The 20588-nt window shown below is 44.7% G+C and carries 22 protein-coding genes and 1 other annotated feature; of the genes, 19 read left to right on the forward strand and 3 right to left on the reverse strand.

Features of this window, described 5'->3' with window-relative positions; genetic code table 11:
* Positions 1-60: 60 nt before the first annotated feature.
* The 4 genes from mreC to minD all read left to right on the forward strand — a co-directional run bounded on the left by mreC (position 61) and on the right by minD (position 3053).
* A complete protein-coding gene (mreC, locus tag ASU00_RS00860) occupies positions 61-933 on the forward strand; it encodes a rod shape-determining protein MreC (protein ID WP_057911557.1) in 873 nt (290 codons plus the stop codon).
* The gene (gene mreD / locus ASU00_RS00865) at positions 930-1448 is read left to right on the forward strand and encodes a rod shape-determining protein MreD (protein ID WP_057911558.1); all 519 of its coding nucleotides are present in this window, start codon (positions 930-932) and stop codon (positions 1446-1448) included. The genes mreC and mreD overlap by 4 nt, the downstream gene beginning before the upstream one ends.
* Positions 1449-1563: 115 nt before the next feature.
* A complete protein-coding gene (gene minC / locus ASU00_RS00870; protein ID WP_057911559.1) occupies positions 1564-2247 on the forward strand; it encodes a septum site-determining protein MinC in 684 nt (227 codons plus the stop codon).
* A gap of 2 nt (positions 2248-2249) precedes the next feature.
* Positions 2250-3053 carry a septum site-determining protein MinD gene (gene minD / locus ASU00_RS00875; protein WP_057911560.1) on the forward strand — a complete coding sequence of 268 codons (804 nt, stop codon included), beginning with the start codon at positions 2250-2252 and terminating at the stop codon, positions 3051-3053.
* A 142-nt stretch (positions 3054-3195) separates the two neighbouring features.
* Here minD and ASU00_RS00880 read toward each other — a convergent pair whose 3' ends face one another.
* Entirely contained in the window at positions 3196-3639 is a 444-nt protein-coding gene (locus ASU00_RS00880; protein ID WP_034308861.1) for a S1 domain-containing RNA-binding protein, read from the reverse strand.
* Positions 3640-3892: 253 nt separating this feature from the next.
* Between ASU00_RS00880 and ASU00_RS00885 the strand changes: the two genes are divergently transcribed.
* The 11 genes from ASU00_RS00885 to ASU00_RS00935 all read left to right on the forward strand — a co-directional run bounded on the left by ASU00_RS00885 (position 3893) and on the right by ASU00_RS00935 (position 13041).
* Positions 3893-4642: a M23 family metallopeptidase gene (locus ASU00_RS00885; RefSeq protein WP_057911561.1), complete on the forward strand. Its 750-nt coding sequence runs from the start codon at positions 3893-3895 to the stop codon at positions 4640-4642.
* Positions 4635-5501, forward strand: a complete 867-nt coding sequence (locus tag ASU00_RS00890; RefSeq protein ID WP_057911562.1) for a M50 family metallopeptidase — start codon at positions 4635-4637, stop codon at positions 5499-5501. The genes ASU00_RS00885 and ASU00_RS00890 overlap by 8 nt, the downstream gene beginning before the upstream one ends.
* Positions 5502-5543: 42 nt before the next feature.
* Positions 5544-7019 carry an Rne/Rng family ribonuclease gene (locus tag ASU00_RS00895; RefSeq protein WP_057911563.1) on the forward strand — a complete coding sequence of 492 codons (1476 nt, stop codon included), beginning with the start codon at positions 5544-5546 and terminating at the stop codon, positions 7017-7019.
* Between the two features lie 75 nt (positions 7020-7094).
* Positions 7095-7178 (forward strand) — a sequence feature (ribosomal protein L21 leader region).
* A 13-nt stretch (positions 7179-7191) separates the two neighbouring features.
* A complete protein-coding gene (gene rplU / locus ASU00_RS00900) occupies positions 7192-7500 on the forward strand; it encodes a 50S ribosomal protein L21 (protein ID WP_034308849.1) in 309 nt (102 codons plus the stop codon).
* Positions 7501-7513: 13 nt separating this feature from the next.
* Complete coding sequence (locus ASU00_RS00905) at positions 7514-7846, forward strand: ribosomal-processing cysteine protease Prp (protein WP_057911564.1); 333 nt, start codon at positions 7514-7516, stop codon at positions 7844-7846.
* Positions 7847-7858: 12 nt separating this feature from the next.
* Positions 7859-8149, forward strand: a complete 291-nt coding sequence (gene rpmA / locus ASU00_RS00910; protein ID WP_034308845.1) for a 50S ribosomal protein L27 — start codon at positions 7859-7861, stop codon at positions 8147-8149.
* A gap of 533 nt (positions 8150-8682) precedes the next feature.
* A complete protein-coding gene (locus ASU00_RS00915) occupies positions 8683-9222 on the forward strand; it encodes a Spo0B domain-containing protein (protein WP_057911565.1) in 540 nt (179 codons plus the stop codon).
* Positions 9223-9270: 48 nt separating this feature from the next.
* A complete protein-coding gene (gene obgE / locus ASU00_RS00920) occupies positions 9271-10560 on the forward strand; it encodes a GTPase ObgE (protein ID WP_057911566.1) in 1290 nt (429 codons plus the stop codon).
* A 40-nt stretch (positions 10561-10600) separates the two neighbouring features.
* The gene (locus ASU00_RS00925) at positions 10601-11050 is read left to right on the forward strand and encodes an ACT domain-containing protein (RefSeq protein WP_057911567.1); all 450 of its coding nucleotides are present in this window, start codon (positions 10601-10603) and stop codon (positions 11048-11050) included.
* Positions 11051-11171: 121 nt separating this feature from the next.
* Entirely contained in the window at positions 11172-12047 is an 876-nt protein-coding gene (pheA, locus tag ASU00_RS00930) for a prephenate dehydratase (protein ID WP_057911568.1), read from the forward strand.
* 325 nt (positions 12048-12372) lie between these two features.
* Positions 12373-13041, forward strand: a complete 669-nt coding sequence (locus ASU00_RS00935) for a DUF6944 family repetitive protein (protein ID WP_057911569.1) — start codon at positions 12373-12375, stop codon at positions 13039-13041.
* Between the two features lie 50 nt (positions 13042-13091).
* Here the strand turns inward: ASU00_RS00935 and ASU00_RS00940 are convergent, their stop codons facing one another.
* Complete coding sequence (locus tag ASU00_RS00940) at positions 13092-13625, reverse strand: transcription repressor NadR (protein WP_057911570.1); 534 nt, start codon at positions 13623-13625, stop codon at positions 13092-13094.
* Between the two features lie 51 nt (positions 13626-13676).
* Positions 13677-14825: an IscS subfamily cysteine desulfurase gene (locus ASU00_RS00945; protein WP_236712557.1), complete on the reverse strand. Its 1149-nt coding sequence runs from the start codon at positions 14823-14825 to the stop codon at positions 13677-13679.
* 78 nt (positions 14826-14903) lie between these two features.
* On the opposite strand from ASU00_RS00945, the gene nadB reads away from it, so the two are divergent.
* The 4 genes from nadB to safA all read left to right on the forward strand — a co-directional run.
* Positions 14904-16490 carry an L-aspartate oxidase gene (gene nadB / locus ASU00_RS00950; RefSeq protein ID WP_236712558.1) on the forward strand — a complete coding sequence of 529 codons (1587 nt, stop codon included), beginning with the start codon at positions 14904-14906 and terminating at the stop codon, positions 16488-16490.
* Complete coding sequence (gene nadC / locus ASU00_RS00955; protein WP_057911571.1) at positions 16471-17322, forward strand: carboxylating nicotinate-nucleotide diphosphorylase; 852 nt, start codon at positions 16471-16473, stop codon at positions 17320-17322. Before nadB ends, nadC begins: the two co-directional genes overlap by 20 nt.
* A complete protein-coding gene (gene nadA, locus ASU00_RS00960; protein ID WP_057911572.1) occupies positions 17319-18425 on the forward strand; it encodes a quinolinate synthase NadA in 1107 nt (368 codons plus the stop codon). Before nadC ends, nadA begins: the two co-directional genes overlap by 4 nt.
* Before the next feature lie 615 nt (positions 18426-19040).
* A partial coding sequence (safA, locus tag ASU00_RS25865; RefSeq protein ID WP_152983665.1) for a SafA/ExsA family spore coat assembly protein occupies positions 19041-20588 on the forward strand: 1548 nt, incomplete at its 3' end.

Raw genomic sequence — 20588 nt, forward strand, 5'->3', positions numbered from 1 at the left:
GAAGCATGTAAGGGTATATGTTTAAGATTTAAGATATTAAGATATAGAGGTGCAATTATCATGCCACAGATTTTTAATAAAAAACTCCTTCTCTTGCTCGTTAGTATCATCGTTCTCGTGGCATTGATCGGTTTTTCCTTAAAGGAGAGAGAAGAGTTGACATGGCCGGAACAATTCCTCAAAGATACGACAGGCTGGGTTGGAAATGTGTTTAATAAGCCAGTTTCGGGTATAACAGGATTTGTAGGGGGCTTGAAAGACCTTCAACATACATATGATGAAAACAAAAAATTGAAGGCCCGCTTGGATGAATATGTATTATTGAAAACCCAAGTCCAGGATTTAAAAGAAGAAAATGAAGATCTTCGCGATAACCTCAAGAAGGAAGATGACCTGCGGAAGTATTCACCGATTCAATCGACGGTCATCGGCCGCAATCCTGACCGTTGGCATGAAATGCTGACGATCAATAAAGGAAAGCGTAATGGGGTAGAAAAGAATATGGCCGTCATCACGTCCAATGGGCTTGTGGGAAAGGTTAAGTCAGCAACTGATTTCACGGCTACGGTTCAGCTCTTGAGTTCAATCGATAAAGCCAACCGCGTCTCCGCCATCGTTCAAGGTGATGATAAAGCATACGGTTTGATAGAAGGGTTCGATGATAAAAAGAACCTATTGTTAATGAAACGGATTCCATACGATAAAAAAATCAAGAAGGATTCAACGGTCATCACATCCGGTTATGGAGGGATCTTCCCTAAAGGTTTATTGATCGGAAAAGTGGTTGATGTCAAGGTCGATCAATACGGATTGAATCAAACTGCGTATATTGAACCTTCGACGGATTTTTACGATATAAACAATGTTATGGTCGTTCAGCGTGAAGTAGGCGGGGTAGCGAAGGAAAGTGATGGGGAGGATGAAGCTGAGTGAAACAATTCATCCTTTCTTTTATAGCCTTGATTTTTTTTGTTTTTGAAAGCATCTTCGCGCAGCTTTTTGCGGGTGATACGTTCGGGGACGATAAAATCCTCGTTCCCCATTTCATGATGATTTTCGTTTTTTTCCTGACCATGTATGGTTCCAGGAAAATGGGCATGCTTTATGGAGCGATTCTTGGATTGACCTATGATGTCGTATATACGGAAATCTTAGGGGTTTATATGTTCCTGCTTCCTTTTCTTGCCTACTTGATTTCAAAATGCATGAAAATCCTGCAAAATAATGTTTTGATTGCCTGTTTGACGGCGTTTGTGTTTACGGCCGTTTTAGAGGTAGTCATTTTTCAGATGAATACCATCCTTTCATTCGCCGAGATGCCATTCGGTGAATTCGCGGAAAGGAGATTACTGCCGACCTTGTTATTGAATCTCGTATTCATTGTCATCAGCTGCTATCCTTTAAAGAGAATTTTCGAAAAACTTGATTTGCAAGGAGAAGCGGAATAACGTTTCAATGTCCGAAAAAGCAGGTCGGATTGGTATTTCTCTCTTCCGTGTACGTAGAAAAAGGAAATTTGTTTTCCTATGTCGAATTATATTTCATTGAGGTGAAACAAACGTCATGAATAAAAGAATTCAGCAAAATGTCATGATTAAGGGAACAAAAGACGGGTTTATGCTTCATCTCGATGATTCTTGCTCATTTTCCGAATTATTGAAAGAGTTAGAAGTGAAGCTTTCGGCAAACTATCAGTTTCAAGAAAATGACCCGTCTATTTCCGTTAAAGTACATACAGGGAACCGCTATCTTGATGAAAAACAAGAAGAAATGATTAAAGAGGTCATCCACAAAAAAAAGAAGCTTTTTGTAGATGAAATGATTTCGAATGTCCTGACAAAGGACGAAGCGAACCGCTGGAAAGACGAAAACCAAGTGACGACCGTCACCAAGGTGATAAGATCTGGACAAGTTTTTGAAGTTCCCGGGGATTTACTGCTAATCGGGGATGTCAATCCCGATGGAACGGTACGTGCGGGGGGCAGCATATATGTCATGGGACAGTTAAGGGGAATAGCCCATGCCGGTTACAAGGGGAATAATGAGGCGATAATAGCCGCCTCGGTCATGAAGCCTGCCCAGCTTCGCATTGCCGGACAAGTCAATTTATCTCCTGATGAATATACGAAATGGGGGCATGACTTGGAATGTGCCTTCATGGATGAAGAAGAAAATATCATTATCGATAAACTGCAAGTTTTAAAGAAATATAGACCTAATTTAAATAGATTAGAAGGGGGTCTCTAATCGTGGGAGAGGCAATAGTTATAACATCCGGTAAGGGTGGTGTCGGGAAAACGACCACCTCCGCCAATCTGGGAACATCTTTAGCTCTTCTAGGCAAAAAGGTTTGCTTGATTGATACCGATATCGGTCTTCGAAACTTGGATGTGATCATGGGGTTGGAAAACCGGATCATCTATGATTTGGTCGATGTGGTCGAAGGGCGCTGTAAAATACATCAAGCGCTCATTAAAGATAAACATTTCGAGGATTTGCTTTATTTGCTGCCGGCTCCGCAAAATAGCGATAAATCAGCGGTGAATGAAGAGCAAATGAGGAAACTCATCAGCGATTTGAAACCGGACTATGATTATATCCTCATTGACTGCCCAGCAGGCATCGAACAGGGCTTCAGGAATGCCATTGCCGGGGCGGACAAGGCGATCATCGTTACGACGGCGGAGAGGCCCGCTGTCAGGGATGCAGATCGCATCATTGGCCTGCTTGAAAAAGAAGAGCAGATTGAACCGCCACAATTGATCATCAACCGGATACGTGGCCATTTACTTCATGAAGATGAAGAAATGGATATCGATGGCGTTACCGATTTTCTTAAAATTGATTTGATTGGCGTCATCCCTGACGATGACCAGGTCATTGTGGCAGCTAATAAAAAGGAACCGATCGCCTATAATCCAGACAATAGAGTCTCACTTGCCTATCGGAACATAGCCCGCAGGATTCTTGGTGAATCCGTTCCCTTGTCGCCAATTGGCGGTGAACCGAAGGGCTTCATGTCCAAACTGAAAAAATTCTTTAGCGTACGCTAAAATTCCGAAAAAACTTGATGAGTACAATCAAGTTCAGGAAGCGGGAGCACTTGATGCCCCCGCTTTTTTTTGCTTCCGCCAATAAAAAAGGCAAGCCAAGATCCTTGGCTTGCCTTATCTATATGGTTGAAACTTAGACGGGTTATCCGCGTCTTCCGCCTCTGCCGCCGCGTTTCGATTCGGTGCTGCGTTTAAGAGTCGATAAATTTTCTTCACTAGTCTTTAAAAAGCGAACCATTTTATCTTCGAAATTTTCCTTTGGTTGGAAATTACCTTTTGAACGAAAATCTTTAGAACGGCTATCCCCTTGGCGTGGTGGGCGTTTGGTATAAGAAGAGGTTTGCCCTTCGGGTCTATCTATAGCCTTTTTGATGGACAAGGCAGTTTTTCCGTCTTTCTCACTAATCACTTTAACTTCTATTTGGTCGCCTACTTTAAGATGGTCATTGACGTCTTTTACATAGCTATCTGCTACCTCACTGATATGCACAAGACCTGTTGAGCCTCCTGGTAATTCTACGAATGCTCCAAAATTAGTGATACCTGTTACTTTACCTTGTACTTTGCTGCCTATTTCGATTGACATAAAAAAATGTTCCCCCTCAATAATGTTAAAACCACTTTATTATAACAAATTTCAGGGAACAATATCAATTGGATTTTTTCCTCATTTATTCAATTTCATTAATTGTTGTGAAAATCCCTTGAATTTTATGAGTTTCCGCTCGATTTGGTCCGGGATATTTATTTTATCACTAACATCTTTTCTCGGTCATAGTCCGGACAAGTTGTTCATACGCTGTAATATAGCGCTTTGACAAGAGCAGGGGGGATTCTTTATGGATGATCGCAGGAAAGATATCCGCAATCGTATCGCCAAGAGACGTAAGTTCAATGATAACCCAGTTGGGAACAGCAGTTGGACGGAGATCAACAATGATGAATCATATGGAGCTGATTCATTCAACGGATATTCCGAAAAAGATCATCCGCTCTTCAGGAAAGAATATTTTTTCTTTAAAATACTTGTCAGTGTCTGCCTGTTCCTGATTGTCGCGGTGATGTTCAAGCACCCATCGGTACGGCTTGACCCTGCCAGGAGCTTTGTCACGGAAAACATGAGCAAGGAATTTCAGTTCGCTTCCATCTCCAATTGGTATGAAAGTGCGTTTGGCAAACCGATCGCTTTCTTGCCGAAGGAAGCGAACAAGGAAACGGTCGACTCGAATGAAGAATATGCCATGCCAGCTTCTGCGAAGATTACCCAAACGTTCGAGACGAACGGTGAAGGTATCATACTGGAAACGAGCAAAGGCTCCAAGGTGGAGGCAATCAATGAGGGGCTAGTCATTTTTGCCGGTGAAAAGGAGGGAATAGGAAAGACGGTCGTCATTCAGCATGCCAATAAAAGTGAATCCTGGTATGGGCAGCTCAAGGAGATTGATGTGAAATTGTATGATTTCGTTAAAAAGGGTAATGAAGTCGGACAGGTTACAGTCAGTGAAGATGGATCCAAGGGCAGATTTTATTTAGCGATCAAGGAAAATGATGCCTTCGTCAATCCTAAAAAGGTGATTTCCTTTGAGTGAATATGGGAAACTGCTGTTCAAGATCAGGGTGCATCCGACATTGTGGTTCGTCATTGGCATGGCCATCCTCACAGCTCACTTCGTTGAAGTGCTGATGCTGCTGCTCATCGTCTTCATTCATGAAATGGGGCATGCCATCTGTGCCCAGCATTTCAAATGGCGGATAAAATCAATCCAGCTGCTTCCCTTCGGGGGGGCTGTCGAGACTGAGGAGTATGGCAATAAAAGCTTGAAGGAGGATTTGGCGGTGGTGCTTGCCGGTCCGCTTCAGCATGTTTGGCTCATTGGTGCAGCTTTTTTGCTCTATTTCTTTTCTTTTATTTCCTATGAGCTGTATCAGCCCTTTTTGTATATGAACTTAACGCTGCTGGTTTTTAATTTGCTGCCAATTTGGCCGTTGGATGGGGGACGTTTGCTATTCATTGGTGTATCGCTATATTGCACCTTTCTTGACGCACAGAAATATACACTTCATTTTTCGGCAGCCTTCGCCGTTTTGGCTTTTTTGACCTGGCTCATTCTTGATCCGCTCAATTTGAACATCTGGCTCATCGTCTTTTTCATCAGTCTCTCGCTCGTGATGGAATGGCGGCAGCGCTATTATGCGTTTATCCGTTTCCTTTTGCAGCGCCATTATGGGCATACGAATGATCTGGCGAAATTGAAGCCGATTTTGGTGGATTCACAGGAACCGATTTATAAAGTGCTAGAACTGTTCCAACGAGGGTGTAAACACCCCATCATCATCATGAAAAACGGCAAGGAAAGCGGCTCCTTGGATGAAACGGAAATTCTTCATGCCTATTTTTCCGAGAAAATGACTAATGGGAAAATCGGTGACCTATTATATTCTTATTAAATATGATATCCTTTCTTCAAATTGAGGAGAGGATTTTTTTTTATGAAAAAGATGATCGCGAACTTGGCTTCACGCGAAAAAAGAGTCGCCGTACTTGAGAATGATGTATTGTGTAAGCTTGATATCATGCCGCCTCAAAAGCGGAGTACGGTCGGTAACATTTATCTTGGAAAAGTGACGAAGGTGCTGCCTGGGATGGATGCCGTCTTCGTTGATTATGGTGCGGAGAAGAATGGCTTTTTGCATCGAGACGAGATTCCCAGTTTCCAGCTGGCAAAAAACAGCGATGGAAAAAAAGCCATCGGTCAATATATTCGCCAGGGAGAAAAGCTGCTCGTTCAGGTGAGCCGGGATGAGACAGGCACAAAAGGAGCTAAATTGACGGGGCTGATCGAGTTATCGACAGAATCCCTCGTATACATACATGGGATCGATTATGTGGGCGTTTCAAAGAAATTCAGTAACGATCATATGCAAAAGCAGTGGCGTGAACTAGCGATGCAAAATAAAAAAACGGATGAAGGATTGATCGTTCGCACGATGATGGAGAACGAGAGTGAAGCGTTTTTTATTGAAGAGCTGACTTCATTGCGTGAGATGTATCAAGGACTTGAACGGAAGGCTGCCTCCCTCAAGGCTCCGGGACTGATCCTTGAGCGGGACACTCTTTTGGAGATGATCATGGCCGAAATGACTCGAACGACTGTCGGACAGCTGGTTATCGATGATTTCAACGCCTATCTGGAGTTGAAATCATGGGCCCGGAAAAATCATAAGGAGTGGGAAATATCCCATGCAACCGGTCCGCAAAATATTTTTTCCGAATCGAGTATCGAAGCGAAAGTGGAAAAAACGAACAAGAAAATCGTTTGGCTTGATAATGGCGGTTATTTAATTTTTGAAGAAACGGAAGCTTTCACCGTCATCGATGTTAACTCAGGTAAGTTCACCGGCAAAGTGGCAAAGGAGACGACATTGTTTGCGGTGAATCAAGCGGCAGCGAAAGAGGTTGCCCGTCAACTGAGGTTGAAGAATATTAGCGGAATCGTTTTGATCGATTTCATCAATATGGATCAACCACGACATAAGCAAGAAATCATCGACATCGTCAAAAAGGACACGGCGAAGGATGAGAAGCGGGTCCAGGTCATCGGCTTTACGGAATTGGGCATCCTTCAGGTGACAAGGAAGAGAACTTCTCCGTCCTTAAGCGAATTGATGACGGTTCCTTGCCCCGTTTGCAGTGGGAGCGGCAAAATCGAGAGTCCGGAAACCATGGCCTTCCGGCTGGAGCGAGAACTGCTTGAGCACCGGCAGAGAGATGATGAAGCGGTCTGGGTGGAGGCAAGCAGGGCGGTTGCCGACGTGCTGCTTGGTGAAAAGGAATCGTACAGACCGACACTGGAGGAGCTGATCGGCGGCAAAAGGTTATTCCTATCCTTTCTTCCTGGCTCCACGAACGCCTATTCCATCAAGCGCTTCGGCACCGTTCAGGAAATCAGCAGCGCCTTCGAGTGAAAGGCGGGAATTTCTATAAATATATTGACAGCTCTTCCTGTTTCATGATAGGATTTTAATGTTATGTTTGTAGCACCCGTGCTACAACCGCTCAACAACAGGTCCTAAGCTTTTGCCTTTCAGGTGAAACGCCTGTGATTGGCGAGTCTGAGACATTTAAGGAGGTGCAAGTATGTACGCAATTATCGAAACTGGCGGTAAACAAATTAAAGTAGCAGCTGGCGAAGCGGTTTACATTGAAAAATTAAACGCAGAAGCAGGCGAAACTGTTACATTTGACAAAGTTTTATTCGTAGGTGGCGAAGACGTGAAAGTCGGTGCTCCACTAGTTGAAGGCGCTACTGTAACAGGTACTGTCGAAAAACAAGGTAAGCAAAAGAAAATCACTGTTTTCAAATACAAAGCGAAGAAAAACAATCGTAAAAAACAAGGTCATCGTCAACCATACACAAAAGTTGTGATTGAAGCAATCAACGCGTAAGGGCTGATTCTTGATGATTAAAGTTGTCTTTAATGCTCCGCAGGAACGGATTGATTCGTTCACCTTAAGCGGACATGCTAATTTTGCTAAAAAAGGTTCTGATATCGTTTGTGCAGGAGTGTCGGCTGTTTCCTTCGGGGCGGTCAATGCGATTATGTCCTTAACGGATGTAGAGCCTGAGATCGAGCAAGGCAAAGAAGGCGGCTATCTTCGCTGCACGATTCCGGGGAACCTTCCTCAGGAATCGGAGGAGAAGGTTCAGCTGCTCTTGAATGGCATGCTCGTATCGCTGCAAACCATCGAGCGTGATTATGGTAAATACATGAAAATTATCCTCAGCCAATAGGAGGTGGAACAAATGTTAAGATTAAATCTTCAGTTCTTCGCTTCGAAAAAAGGAGTAGGTTCTACAAAGAACGGACGTGACTCTCAATCTAAGCGTCTTGGCGCTAAACGTGCAGACGGTCAATTCGTATCTGGTGGTTCTATTCTTTACCGTCAACGCGGAACGAAAATCTATCCTGGTGAGAACGTAGGCCGTGGTGGAGACGATACTCTATACGCTAAAGTAGACGGTGTTGTTAAATTCGAACGTTTCGGACGTGACCGTAAAAAAGTAAGCGTATATCCAGTTGCACAAGAAGCATAATTTGGCATCCTTGAACAGAGGCTGACTCAATAGGGTCTGATTCCTTCTCCGAGACACTATATACCGCGTCATTTTTAATAATGGTAGGCTATATAGTGGAGAAGGGGTCCGGCCCTTTATTTATACTATAGTTCGATAAATAACCAGCGTTTTGCAGGAGACTTTAGTCATTAGTATAAGGAAAACAACCTCTGACTTACAAAAGGCTCGCCAACCGGCGGGCTTTCTTACTCTTTTAGGGGGGAAATCCAAATTACTGATCCCATCCCGAATAGACAATCCAATATAACGATAATATCTCCAATTGGTGCATAAATAAGGCCCATTCTCTTTTTTAGTTCAAATGGCTCTACCATCGTCCAAAGAACTCAGGGTGTGTGGCTGTATTTTTTGGACGGGGGCTTTCATGTGAAGGCATGTGAATCGAGCTTCATTTCCTGTTTGTTATATTTTTGATATACTGTACAAATGGAAGTATTCAACATGATAGAGCTGAAATAAAAGTTTCTTTATCATAATTGAAGGTGTTAATAATGGATAAAAATTGGACGACTATTGAAACCCTACGTCAAACGAGGCATGATTGGCTGAATAAAATTCAAATCATCAAAGGGAACCTCGAGCTAAACAGAATTGATCGTGTAAAAGGCATCATTGATGAAATCATTATTGAAACGCAGAATGAAGCACGTCTTTCCAGTTTGAATTTACCGAAGTTCACCGAGATGTTATTGACGTCAAATTGGAATAATGGATCATTTCATTGCGAATATGAAATCATCGATGTGTTCAAAGGCTCTGTCGAGATGGATGAGCTGATGTATCGCTGGACAAACGATTACTTTACCATTTTAGATAAAAGCCTCGACCCGTCTTTTGAAAACAGCTTGACTGTTTCGCTGGATAAAAAAGGGGTGAGCGATATGCGCTGTTCCTTTCATATGCAAGGGAGGTTCATTGACCAATCTGCAGTGATGGAGTTTTTGGATTGTTCACTAACGGTTGAGCAGTCGATTGAAATACGTGCATGCAATGAGGATGAACTAATTTTTTTGATGAATATAAATTTTTAGAGAAGTATACAGCAAGAATTGACTTGCAGAAAACAAGGAAGTGATAGCATGTTTGTCGATCAAACGAAAGTCTATATAAAAGGCGGAGACGGTGGTAACGGGATAGTTGCTTATCGTCGCGAGAAATTCATACCAAAGGGCGGACCTGCGGGCGGAGATGGCGGTAATGGGGCCAATGTCGTTTTTGAAGTGGAAGAAGGCTTGCGTACGTTAATGGATTTCCGTTATCAACGTCACTTTAAAGCACCACGCGGAGAGCATGGCATGTCCAAAAACATGCACGGAGCGACCGCAAAGGATATGATCATCAAAGTTCCGCCGGGTACGGTTGTCATTGATGAAAAAACGAAGGAAGTCATCGCTGATTTAGTTGAACATGGACAACGCGCCGTTATTGCCAAGGGTGGACGTGGAGGCCGGGGGAATTCCCGCTTTGCCACACCTGCCAACCCTGCACCTGAAATCGCGGAAAACGGCGAACCGGGCCAGGAGCGCGATATCATCATGGAGCTGAAGCTATTGGCTGATGTCGGTTTGGTCGGTTTCCCAAGCGTAGGGAAATCCACCTTGCTTTCAGTCGTATCTGCAGCTAGACCTAAAATTGCCGAATACCATTTCACTACGATCGTCCCTAACCTCGGAATGGTGGAAACGGAAGATCACCGCAGCTTCGTCATGGCCGATTTGCCTGGTCTGATCGAAGGCGCTTCAGAAGGAGTGGGCCTTGGTCATCAATTCCTGCGCCATATTGAAAGAACGAGGGTAATCGTTCATGTAATCGATATGTCGGGTCTTGAAGGACGTGATCCTTATGAAGACTACCAAACGATCAATAAAGAGTTGGAAGAGTATAACCTGCGCTTGACTGAGCGTCCGCAAATCATCGTTGCGAGTAAAATGGATATGCCGGACTCTGCAGATAATTTGGCGGCATTCAAGGAAAAGCTTGAAGAAGACTACCCTGTCTTCCCGATTTCTGCGGTAACGCGAGACGGAATTCGTGAGCTTCTTTATGCAATTGCAGATAAAATCGAAGAAACACCTGAATTCCCTCTTGATCATGAAGAAGAAAACACGGGAATTCACCGTGTCCTTTATAAACATACATCACAGTCGGATGAATTCAACATTGAACGCGAATCCGATGGCAGCTTTGCTGTATCAGGATTCAAGATCGAGCGTCTATTCAAAATGACGGACTTCACCCGTGAAGAGTCGATCCGTCGTTTCGCCAGACAGCTTCGTTCATTCGGAGTCGATGAAGGCCTTCGCCAAAGAGGTGCCACAAATGGCGATATCGTCCGCATCCTTGAATATGAATTTGAATTTGTTGATTGATTAGATGCCATGATGGCAGGCAAAAGGAGGCGTGCAGAGTTTGAATAAGGCCGATCAGAAGTTTTTCCTCGTTCGAGAGGATGTCCTTCCCGAAGCGATGAAAAAAACGCTGGATGCAAAAGAAATGATTGAGCGGGGGAAAGCAGAATCAGTTTGGGAAGCGGTACAGCGTGTCGACCTAAGCAGAAGTGCTTTTTACAAATACCGCGACACGGTGTTTCCGTTTCATACCATTGTCAAAGAAAAGCTGATTACCCTGTTCTTCTATCTTGAAGATCGTTCCGGTACCCTATCGGAGCTCTTACGGCTCGTCGCATCATCCGGCTGCAACATCATGACGATTCACCAAACAATTCCTTTGCAGGGACGTGCCAATGTTACTTTGTCTCTGAATACGGGCGGAATGACGATGGATATTAATGAACTGCTAACAAAACTGCGTAGAATGGAGTTCGTCGAAAAAGTCGAAATCATTGGGAATGGCGCATGAAAACAGCCTGTACATGTTACATGTACAGGCTGTTTTTTTATATGTGGGGATTAACTATTGTAAAAAATCAGAAAATGGCATAACATAAACAATAGATTTTCCGTGAAAAGGAGTTTATAATATGACATCAAAAATCGCATTTCTAGGACCGAAAGCAACGTTCACGGATTTAGCTGTTTCACGACTATTTCCTAATGACATAAAAATGCCGATGAACACGATTCCGGACTGCCTGGATGCTGTCCGTGACGGCAAAGTGAATCACACGCTCGTCCCGATCGAGAATGCCTTGGAGGGCTCGGTCAATATAACGATGGATTACTTGATCCATGAAGTCACATTACCGATTAAAGGGGAAGTGACGATTCCGATCCAGCAGCATTATATGGTGCATCCGGATCATGCGTACCCCGGCTTCAAACCGGACATGGTCTATTCGCATTCCCATGCAATCGCTCAATGTCGCAAATTCCTACATAAAGAACTGAGGGGCATTCCATATGAGTATGTGACTTCCACCGCCGCTGCAGCGAAGATGGTGATGGAGAATCCTGATATCAACATTGCTGCGATTGCCAATGATATGGCTGCAGCGGAGTATGGGCTGACGATCGTAAAGCAAAATATCCATGATTACGAACATAATCATACGAAGTTTATCGTCGTTTCCAACAGTGAAGTTGACTTTACCGGGCATTTGACTGTTGAAGGAGATGCGAAGACGACCTTGATGATCCAGCTTCCTGCCGACCACTCAGGGCAGCTGCACCAAGTTCTTTCCGCTTTCTCCTGGAGGAAGCTTAATCTCTCCAAGATCGAATCAAGGCCCATGAAGACGGGTTTGGGCAATTACTTTTTCATCATCGACATTGAAATGGCCCTTGACGATGTGCTCATCCCGGGTGCCATTTCCGAGTTGGAGGCTCTTGGCTGCACGGTTTCGGTCATGGGAAGCTATTCCTGCTTTAAAGTCCAAAGCGGTGTGGTTCAGCGGTAACTTTCTTCCTTGAATGGTTTATATTGCTATCCATAGAAGCAAAAAGGTACAATCAAAACCGAAAAATAATGATGAGGTGGCGCCCCTGAGCATATCGGGGGCGTTTTTTTGTGTCTGAACGCCGGTTTTTATGAATGGAGAAGGAGCATTCAGGCTTTGAAAAAGCCTGAGACTGCACACCATTCCTTATGAACTCGTATACAATAGGTAGGCGAATGGCGATGACAAAAAAACTATACATACCTTGATGACTACAGTAACGGTGGCACCTTTTTAGGGTGGGAGTACTACTCAAAATGCATGGAGAGGGTGGTGTTCAGTAGAGATGGATAGTCAGTTCAAAGAAACTTTTGGTTCTTGGGCGCAGGCGATAGGGACAGTCATTTCTGCTGTTGGAGGAACACCATCGCATGTGTTCGACGAAGAATTCCGCAAAAACCTCGATTTGATCGGCAATGAACTTCAAGCGACTGGAAATGCGTTATTGGCGGATGCGGAAGACACATGGTCATTAAACAAACTAAGCAATCAGATAGAGGCGATTGGTAATTTGACTGTTATTTTGGGATTGGTCATCGATTTCGATGAGGTGACGAAGCAGGAACTGATCATTAAGGGTAATCTGATTCAAGCGTTAGGCGGAGGAACCGCTGTGGCGGATGCTTACGTGAATCCCGATCAACCAGAACAGGCCTTGAATGTCACCGGAAATATTTTGCAGGTGATAGGGAATTCGATGCAGGCGATTGGGGGAATTGACGAACTTAGAAATAGCATCCAGGAAAAAGATCAGGAAGATGATGGTAAAAAACAAGAAAACGATGATGAAGAGAACGAGGAGGGAAATCAAAAATATCAATATCCAGATTTAGAAAAGAAGCCGACAGATGCCGAATTAATCCAGACGATGGGGGGGTGGATACAAGTGGTCGGTTCCGTCCTCAACCTCATCGGCCAATTGAGGAGCAATCAAGAAAGCCGTTCGGAAGATTGAGATCATAAGATAAGAAAAAACCCCTCAAGCTTTTGAAGGGCTTCGTATAATCAATCGACCAATATGCCGGCATCCCTCAGTGCAACCTCCGCCTCGTCAAGCAGATCTTCTGTTGCTGCACTCACGGTATGGAGGTGGATGCCACTCGTTAGTTCCGATAAAAAGGAAGCGTTCGTGGCAGATACCCTGGAGAGGAATTGCTGGACTTCCTTCCGGCTGCTGACCATGATGGAAGCAGTTAGGTCACCGTAAACGGGATGCTCGATTTTGACATCCTTCACCGTGACGCCGATATCGACGAGTAGAAATAGCTCTTCCTGCGTCCGAGAAGGATCGTGCTGGCAAGCGATGATCCTTTCCGGCTTTTTCGTGCTTTCGACTGGTAAATACATATAGCCTTGGCTCGTGGCAATGATCGGCTCATTCCGGGCTTTCAGGAGCGTTATATCACCAACGATAACCTGCCGGCTTACATTCGTCATTTGCGAAAGCTCGTTGCCTGTAACGGGCTGCGTGCTTGTTTGCAATATATGTAAAAGTTTCGTCCGTCTTTCTTCGCCGCGTAATTTCTTTTTTTCCATCAACATTCACCTCTTTATTTACAAACATTTTACCATAGAATGCTCGGTTTTGTTTTAGCGAATGGCCACCATTCCTTCGAGGCAGTCTGCCAATTTGTGAATATCCTCCGCCGTCGTATGCTTACCAAAGGAAAGGCGGACGAATTGATGCGCTTCTTCTTCGCTTTTCCCGATCGCCATCATGGTTTTCGATGGCTCCTGTTTACCGATCTGGCAGGCGCTTCCCGTCGATACCGCGAAGCCCTGCCGGTTTAATTCGAGCATGATGTACTGTCCTTGCAATCCCGTGAAGGTCAGGGCCAGAATATGCGGCAATTGTTCGGTTTTCCCGCCAATGATTTGAAAGTCGACTTCTTTCTCCGTTAACTGCTGAATCAATTGCATCCGCAGCATGGAGATGCGTTCATATTCGTTTTCGATGATATTTTCACAATTTTTGGCAGCTGTCACGAAGGAAGCTATACTGGGAACATCCACTGTCCCAGGCCGAAATCCAAATTCATGGGTGATATTCGGAATCGAAGCCTTTAACTGGTGGATGGCTGGAAAAATGACCGCCCCGGTCCCTTTTGGTCCATAAACCTTGTGGCTTGAAATGGACATGCCATCGCATAAGGGAGATATCCCACCCAGTGGCAATCTTGCAAATGATTGAACGCAATCGACATGCAAAAAGGCTTGATGCTTACGAACGAGTTTACTTATTTGCTCAATCGGCTGAATGACCCCGATTTCCGAATTCACATGTTGGACAATGACCAGGCAGGTTTTCTCCGACAGCGCTTCGCTCAGATGCTCGATATCGATACGGCCATCTTCCAAATGCCGTAAATACGTCACCTCGTAGCCGGATTGTTCAAGCTTGCAGACAAAATTGGCAATCGATGCATGCTCGGTCCGGCTTACAATCAAGTGATTCTGCCAGTCCGGTTTCGAAGCGACGAATGTATCGATCGCAAGCATATTGCTTTCGGAACCGCCGCTCGTAAACAGAATCGCTTCTTTTTTTAAGTTCAGCATTTCTGCCAGTTGCTGTCTTGACATATTCAATAAACGTGCACTTTCTGACCCAATATCATGCAAGCTGCTTGCGTTCCCGAAAAAACTCCGGGACGCTTGGCTGAACACCTCGATCGCTTCTTCATCCATCGGCGTTGTGGCCGCATAGTCCAAATAAATCATAAAATCACTTCCATCCTTCATTCTAAAAAACTCTTGATAATAGTTTAATAATATGTAAATATAGTTGTCAAGACACCTGTCGTAAACAGGAGGGATATAATGATGGTTAAAGCGGAAGTCATCGTGATAGGCAGTGGGATTGCTGCCTTGAAAACGGCAATGGAAGCAAGCGAACATAAGCATGTGATACTCATCACAAAATCAACGCTTCGTCACAGTAATTCCTACTTGGCGCAGGGCGGGATTGCCGCGGCACTATCCAATCAGGATGGAGTATCCTTACATAAAAAAGATACGCTGGCTGCTGGCCAGCGCTATAACAAGGTAAAGGCAGTGGAAAAACTCGTCTGTGAAGCTCCAGCGGCGATAGCTGAACTTCTCCGATCCGGAATGCAATTTGACCGAAATCATGATGGTACCTTGATGCTTGGCATGGAGGGGGCTCACAGTGAAAGGAGAATTCTTCATAGCCACGGGGATGGTACAGGAAAGTACATCATGGAGCATTTAATAGGCTGCTTGAGGAGATCATTGATAACGGTGATCGAGAATGAGGCCGCAGTGGAGTTGATCATCGGTAAAGATGGATCCTGCATAGGTGTCAAAACAATCAATAAGTCAGGAAAAATGGCTGTCTATCATGCAGAGCGTACGGTTTTGGCAACGGGGGGGTGCGGTTCGCTATACCGGTTAACCTCTAATTCACAAACGGTATCAGGTGATGGAATCGCCATGGCATTCAAGGCGGGGGCGAAGGTTCGTGATATGGAATTCATCCAGTTCCATCCGACGCTGCTTTTTATGAACAACAAAACCGGGGGACTTGTTTCAGAAGCGGTCCGCGGAGATGGTGCCATATTAGTAACGGAAAAGGGAAGGCCGATCATGGAAGGTGTCCATGATCTGAAAGATCTTGCCCCGAGGCATATTGTCGCACAAACGATTTTTTCTTATGTACAGCGCGGTGAAAAGGTGTTTTTGGATATTTCGATGATCAAGGATTTTAAAAAGCGCTTCCCGACGGTGAGCTCATTATGTGAGACAAGCGGGGTGAATCTCCAGGCGGGAAGAATCCCGGTCGCACCTGGAAACCATTTTCTAATGGGTGGAATCGAAGTAGATGAATGGGGGCAAACCTCTGTCCCTTCTTTGTATGCTGTCGGCGAGGTCGCATGCACGGGTGTGCATGGTGCGAACCGCTTGGCAAGCAATTCCCTACTCGAAGGCCTGGTTTTTGGCAAGGCGCTTGGTGATTTGCTTGCACATCTGCCAGCAAGGGAGATCCCGGAAGAAAAACAGCAGTCCAAAAGTTTCTGTCATATCGCTACTTTACCCGAATTACCGGAATTGCAGGAAAAGTTGATGAATGAAGCTGGAATAGTCCGGACGGAAGCAGGGTTAATGAGCTTAAAGAATTATCTCGAGGCTTTTCACATCGAAAGTCTGCTTGATATGGACGTTACCGGACAATCGATTACCGAGATTACCAAAGCTAACGCCATAATCGTAGCGTGGCTGATTGCCGAATCGGCATTGACAAGAACGGAAAGCAGGGGCGGTCATTTCCGCAGTGATTATCCAAGCGAAGATGACTCCCTATGGCTTGGGAATTCGGTCATCCTTGCTAGTACCGATGTGAAAAACCGACTGAAGGGACGGCGACTATATGAATATATTGAAGCTTAAGCAAATGCTGGAGCATTTTTTGATCGAGGATATTGGGGAATGCGATGTAACGAGTGATACAATTTTTGGTGAAGCAAAACAAGGGACGTTGACCTACATTGCCAAAGAAGGTGGGGTTTTTAGTGGCGGAGACGTCATCAAGGCGGGATTTGCTTTGTTGGATAACAAAATCGAGGTGACCCTGCCTGTCTTGGATGGTGAAGTGTTTGAAGCAGGTCAAGAGCTTGCAAAAATGACCGGCAATATGGCTTCGCTATTAAAAGGGGAACGGGTCGTTTTAAATTTGGTGCAGCGCATGTCGGCAATTGCCACGCTTGCTCGTGAAGCGACAATGATCCTAGCGGGGACGAAGACTAGGGCATGTGATACAAGGAAGACCACGCCTGGCCTGAGGATGCTTGAGAAATATGCCGTCCGCTCAGGCGGAGCCTTCAATCACCGAAATGGCTTGTATGATGCGGTCATGATTAAAGACAATCATATTGCTTTTGCCGGTTCCATAACGGATGCGGTTCAAGCGGTCAAAGCCAAGTTGGGGCATACATGGAAGGTGGAGGTTGAGACGGAGTCAAGCGATCAAGTGCTTGAAGCAGTGGCAGCTGGCGTGGATATCATCATGTTCGATAATCGGAGCCCTGAAGAAATTAAGCAGCTGATCAAATTGGTTCCTGACCATATCATAACGGAAGCTTCCGGTGGAATTTCCCTAAGCAATTTAGCAGCATATCGTGAAACAGGGGTAGATTACATTTCGTTGGGCAGTCTGACGCATAGCGTCCGGGCACTTGATATTAGCGCAAGAGTTACAGAACGTGAGGGGATAATGAAATGAACATACTGGATATGGCTAGCACAGCAGGGCATGTATTGCCTGAAAAATATAAAACGATGTCAGTGGAGGATATGGGGAAAGCGGTACAAAACATTAAGCAGCGCATGGGTAACCGGCTGTATATTCCTGGTCATCATTATCAAAGGGAGGAAGTCATCCGGTTTTCCGATGTAACGGGAGATTCACTTCAGCTGGCTCAGCTTTCCGCTCAAAATCGTGAAGCGGATTATATCGTGTTTTGCGGCGTTCACTTCATGGCTGAAACGGCCGATATATTGACAGAAGAGGGGCAGACCGTCATCCTGCCTGACATGCGTGCAGGCTGTTCGATGGCAGATATGGCGAATATCGCTCAAACCGAACGGGCCTGGACAAAGCTTCAGGAATTATTTGGCGATACGATCCTCCCGCTTACTTACGTTAACTCTACTGCGGCCATCAAAGCATTTGTAGGAAAAAATGGCGGAGCCACGGTGACTTCTTCCAATGCACAAGAGATGGTCTCGTGGGCCCTTGAGCAAAAAGAGCGGATCCTTTTTCTTCCCGATCAGCATCTTGGCAGGAACACAGCCTTTGATATCGGAATTCCGTTGAATGAAATGGCTGTTTATGATCCACATAAAGAGGAATTGATTTATGAAGGTGAACTCGAAGATATGAAGGTGCTTCTATGGAAAGGGCATTGTTCGGTCCATGAAAATTTCACAACGGCGAATGTTGAAGCATTAAGGAAAGAACAGCCTGCCATGAATATCATCGTCCATCCAGAATGCCGCCGGGAAGTGGTTGCTTTGTCGGATTATGCAGGCTCCACCTCCTATATCATTGATATGATCGAAAAAGCAGAGGCAGGCACCGCTTGGGCAATCGGCACGGAAATGAACCTTGTCAAGCGCCTTATCGCCAAAAATCCAGACAAAAACATCATCTCGTTAAATCCGAATATGTGTCCATGCCTTACGATGAATCGGATAGACTTACCGCATCTGCTATGGGCGCTTGAATCAATAGAACAAGGTACTATCATCAATCCGATCAAAGTCGAAAGAAGCATTGCGGATAACGCAATTCTAGCTTTAAATCGAATGTTGGAACGAGTTTGAGATAATCCGTTCAACGGTCAATAGCAACCTTATGTCTGAAGAAATCGTGGTTTTGCCTTCGTTCTAATGCATTGTATATTGAAACGGGTTCGAGACTCCGTGTAGGAAAAAAGCAAGTATAGGCGACTCAGCAAGCTTAAAGTCGCCGAGGAATAAGCGATGCCTCTCGTTTCAACTCCCAAATAATATTACAGCCCAGCTTATCTTCTCATGTGAAGGTGGCTGGGTTTTTTAAATCAGATATGTAAATAAGAATATAAAAATGAAGGTTCATATTTATCTCGCCTCCGATACTTGCTATACCCTTTGTCCTCATCTCTCTTTTATCCTCGGCGTTCGAGCTCCCCATTTTTAATAAAGTGAATGCATATGCGTTAAGGCTCTTTTCGTAAAATTGTTGTTTTGAAAGACATAACTATTTACGGTTGATTTTCTTTTTTTTTAGGAAGTTTTATCATCTAATTCCTTTTCAAAAAAAAGACCATCCGTGTCCCTAAATCATCGATCCAATCATAAAAGACCTTTTTGTCGCATAAGTTTTCATGATAAAAATATTAGCAATTCACCCACTACATCATAGTATATATGGACATATGCACAGGAGGGGTTATCAGCGTGAAAATTCATATAGTCCAAAAAGGAGATACACTTTGGAAACTCGCCAAAAAATACGGCGTCAGTTTTGAAGAACTTAAAAAAGTGAACGCGCAATTAAGCAACCCGGACATGATGATGCCGGGAATGAAAATCAAAATACCAGGGACATCCGGAGCAGTAATAAAAGAAATGAATAAACCCAACATTAATATGGGCGTGAAAGAATCACAAATTCAACAGCCGACACCCATGAAAGAGCAAATGATGCAGAAGCCGCCAGTCAAAGAACAACCTAAATATCAGCCGCCGATCAAGGAGCAACCTAAATATCAGCCGCCGATCAAGGAGCAACCTAAATATCAGCCGCCGATCAAGGAACAACCTAAATATCAGCCGCCGATCAAGGAACAACCGAAATATCAGCCACCAATCAAGGAACAACCAAAGTATCAGCCACCGATTAAAGAACAACCAAAGTATCAGCAGCCGATCAAAGAACAACCGAAATATCAGCCAAAGCCAATCGTGAAAGAAAAGCAAATAGACGTTCCAAAGGAAGTCCCGGTACCGACACCGGTAATTCCTGAAATCGATATCAATAATTATTATATGGTGAACATGGCTAATATGAGTGTGCAAAAGCCCCCTGCACCACCACCATTACCGAAGAAAAAAGAAGAGCCGATCGTTTCAAAGAAAAAGAAAAAGAAGCCAGCTGTATCGCCCGAACAAGAATATTATGAGCCTGTGGATGATTGCGTTCCAATGACGCCAATCATGCCAGGAACCGGCTATAGCATGCAGCCTCCTCCTTGGGCGCACATGCCGATGCACGGAATGCAAGCGCCGTATCAAGGCGGTTATGCATACCCGGAACCACAGGGCTATCAAATGATGGATGAAAGTTCTGAGAACTGGGGAGCATCTCCGTACGCACCATCGATGGGGCAGGGGTTCGTCCAAGGGGCAAGTATGAATCCATACAGCCAGCAACAACAATATCCATATCAAGCACCTGCACCGATGCCGCACCATTTCTATGGGGGGATGATGCAGAACCCTCAAGTAGCAGGTTCTTATATGCAGCAAAACCATGAATCTCCAAGCGAATCATCTTCTTCTTACAACCATCATAATTATCCGCAACAGCATATACAGTCTGCAGATGAGGATGAGGAAGATTGTGGCTGTAATAAAGGGTTACTTGGGACTTATGGGCCGGAAGTGAAGGGGCAGTATCAAGCGGAAGCGACAAAACAACACCATCATCACCATCCTGATTATCATCAATATCAATCCGATGAATCACAGCAGCATTATCAAGACCAGAATTTTGGGGCCTATCCACAGATGGGGAATCAAATGCAATATCATCAAAATGAAACAGAATCAACTGAATCCGATTCAAGTCAACAATATGATGCGTTCATGATTCATGGTCAAAACGGAGGTCAGCCCGGCATGATGATGGGTGGTCAAAACGGAGGTCAGCCCGGCATGATGATGGGTGGTCAAAACGGAGGCCAGCCCGGCATGATGATGCACGGTCAAAACGGAGGTCAGCCC

It is taken from the genome of Peribacillus muralis, from assembly GCF_001439925.1.
In the GTDB taxonomy this organism is placed as follows: domain Bacteria; phylum Bacillota; class Bacilli; order Bacillales; family DSM-1321; genus Peribacillus; species Peribacillus muralis.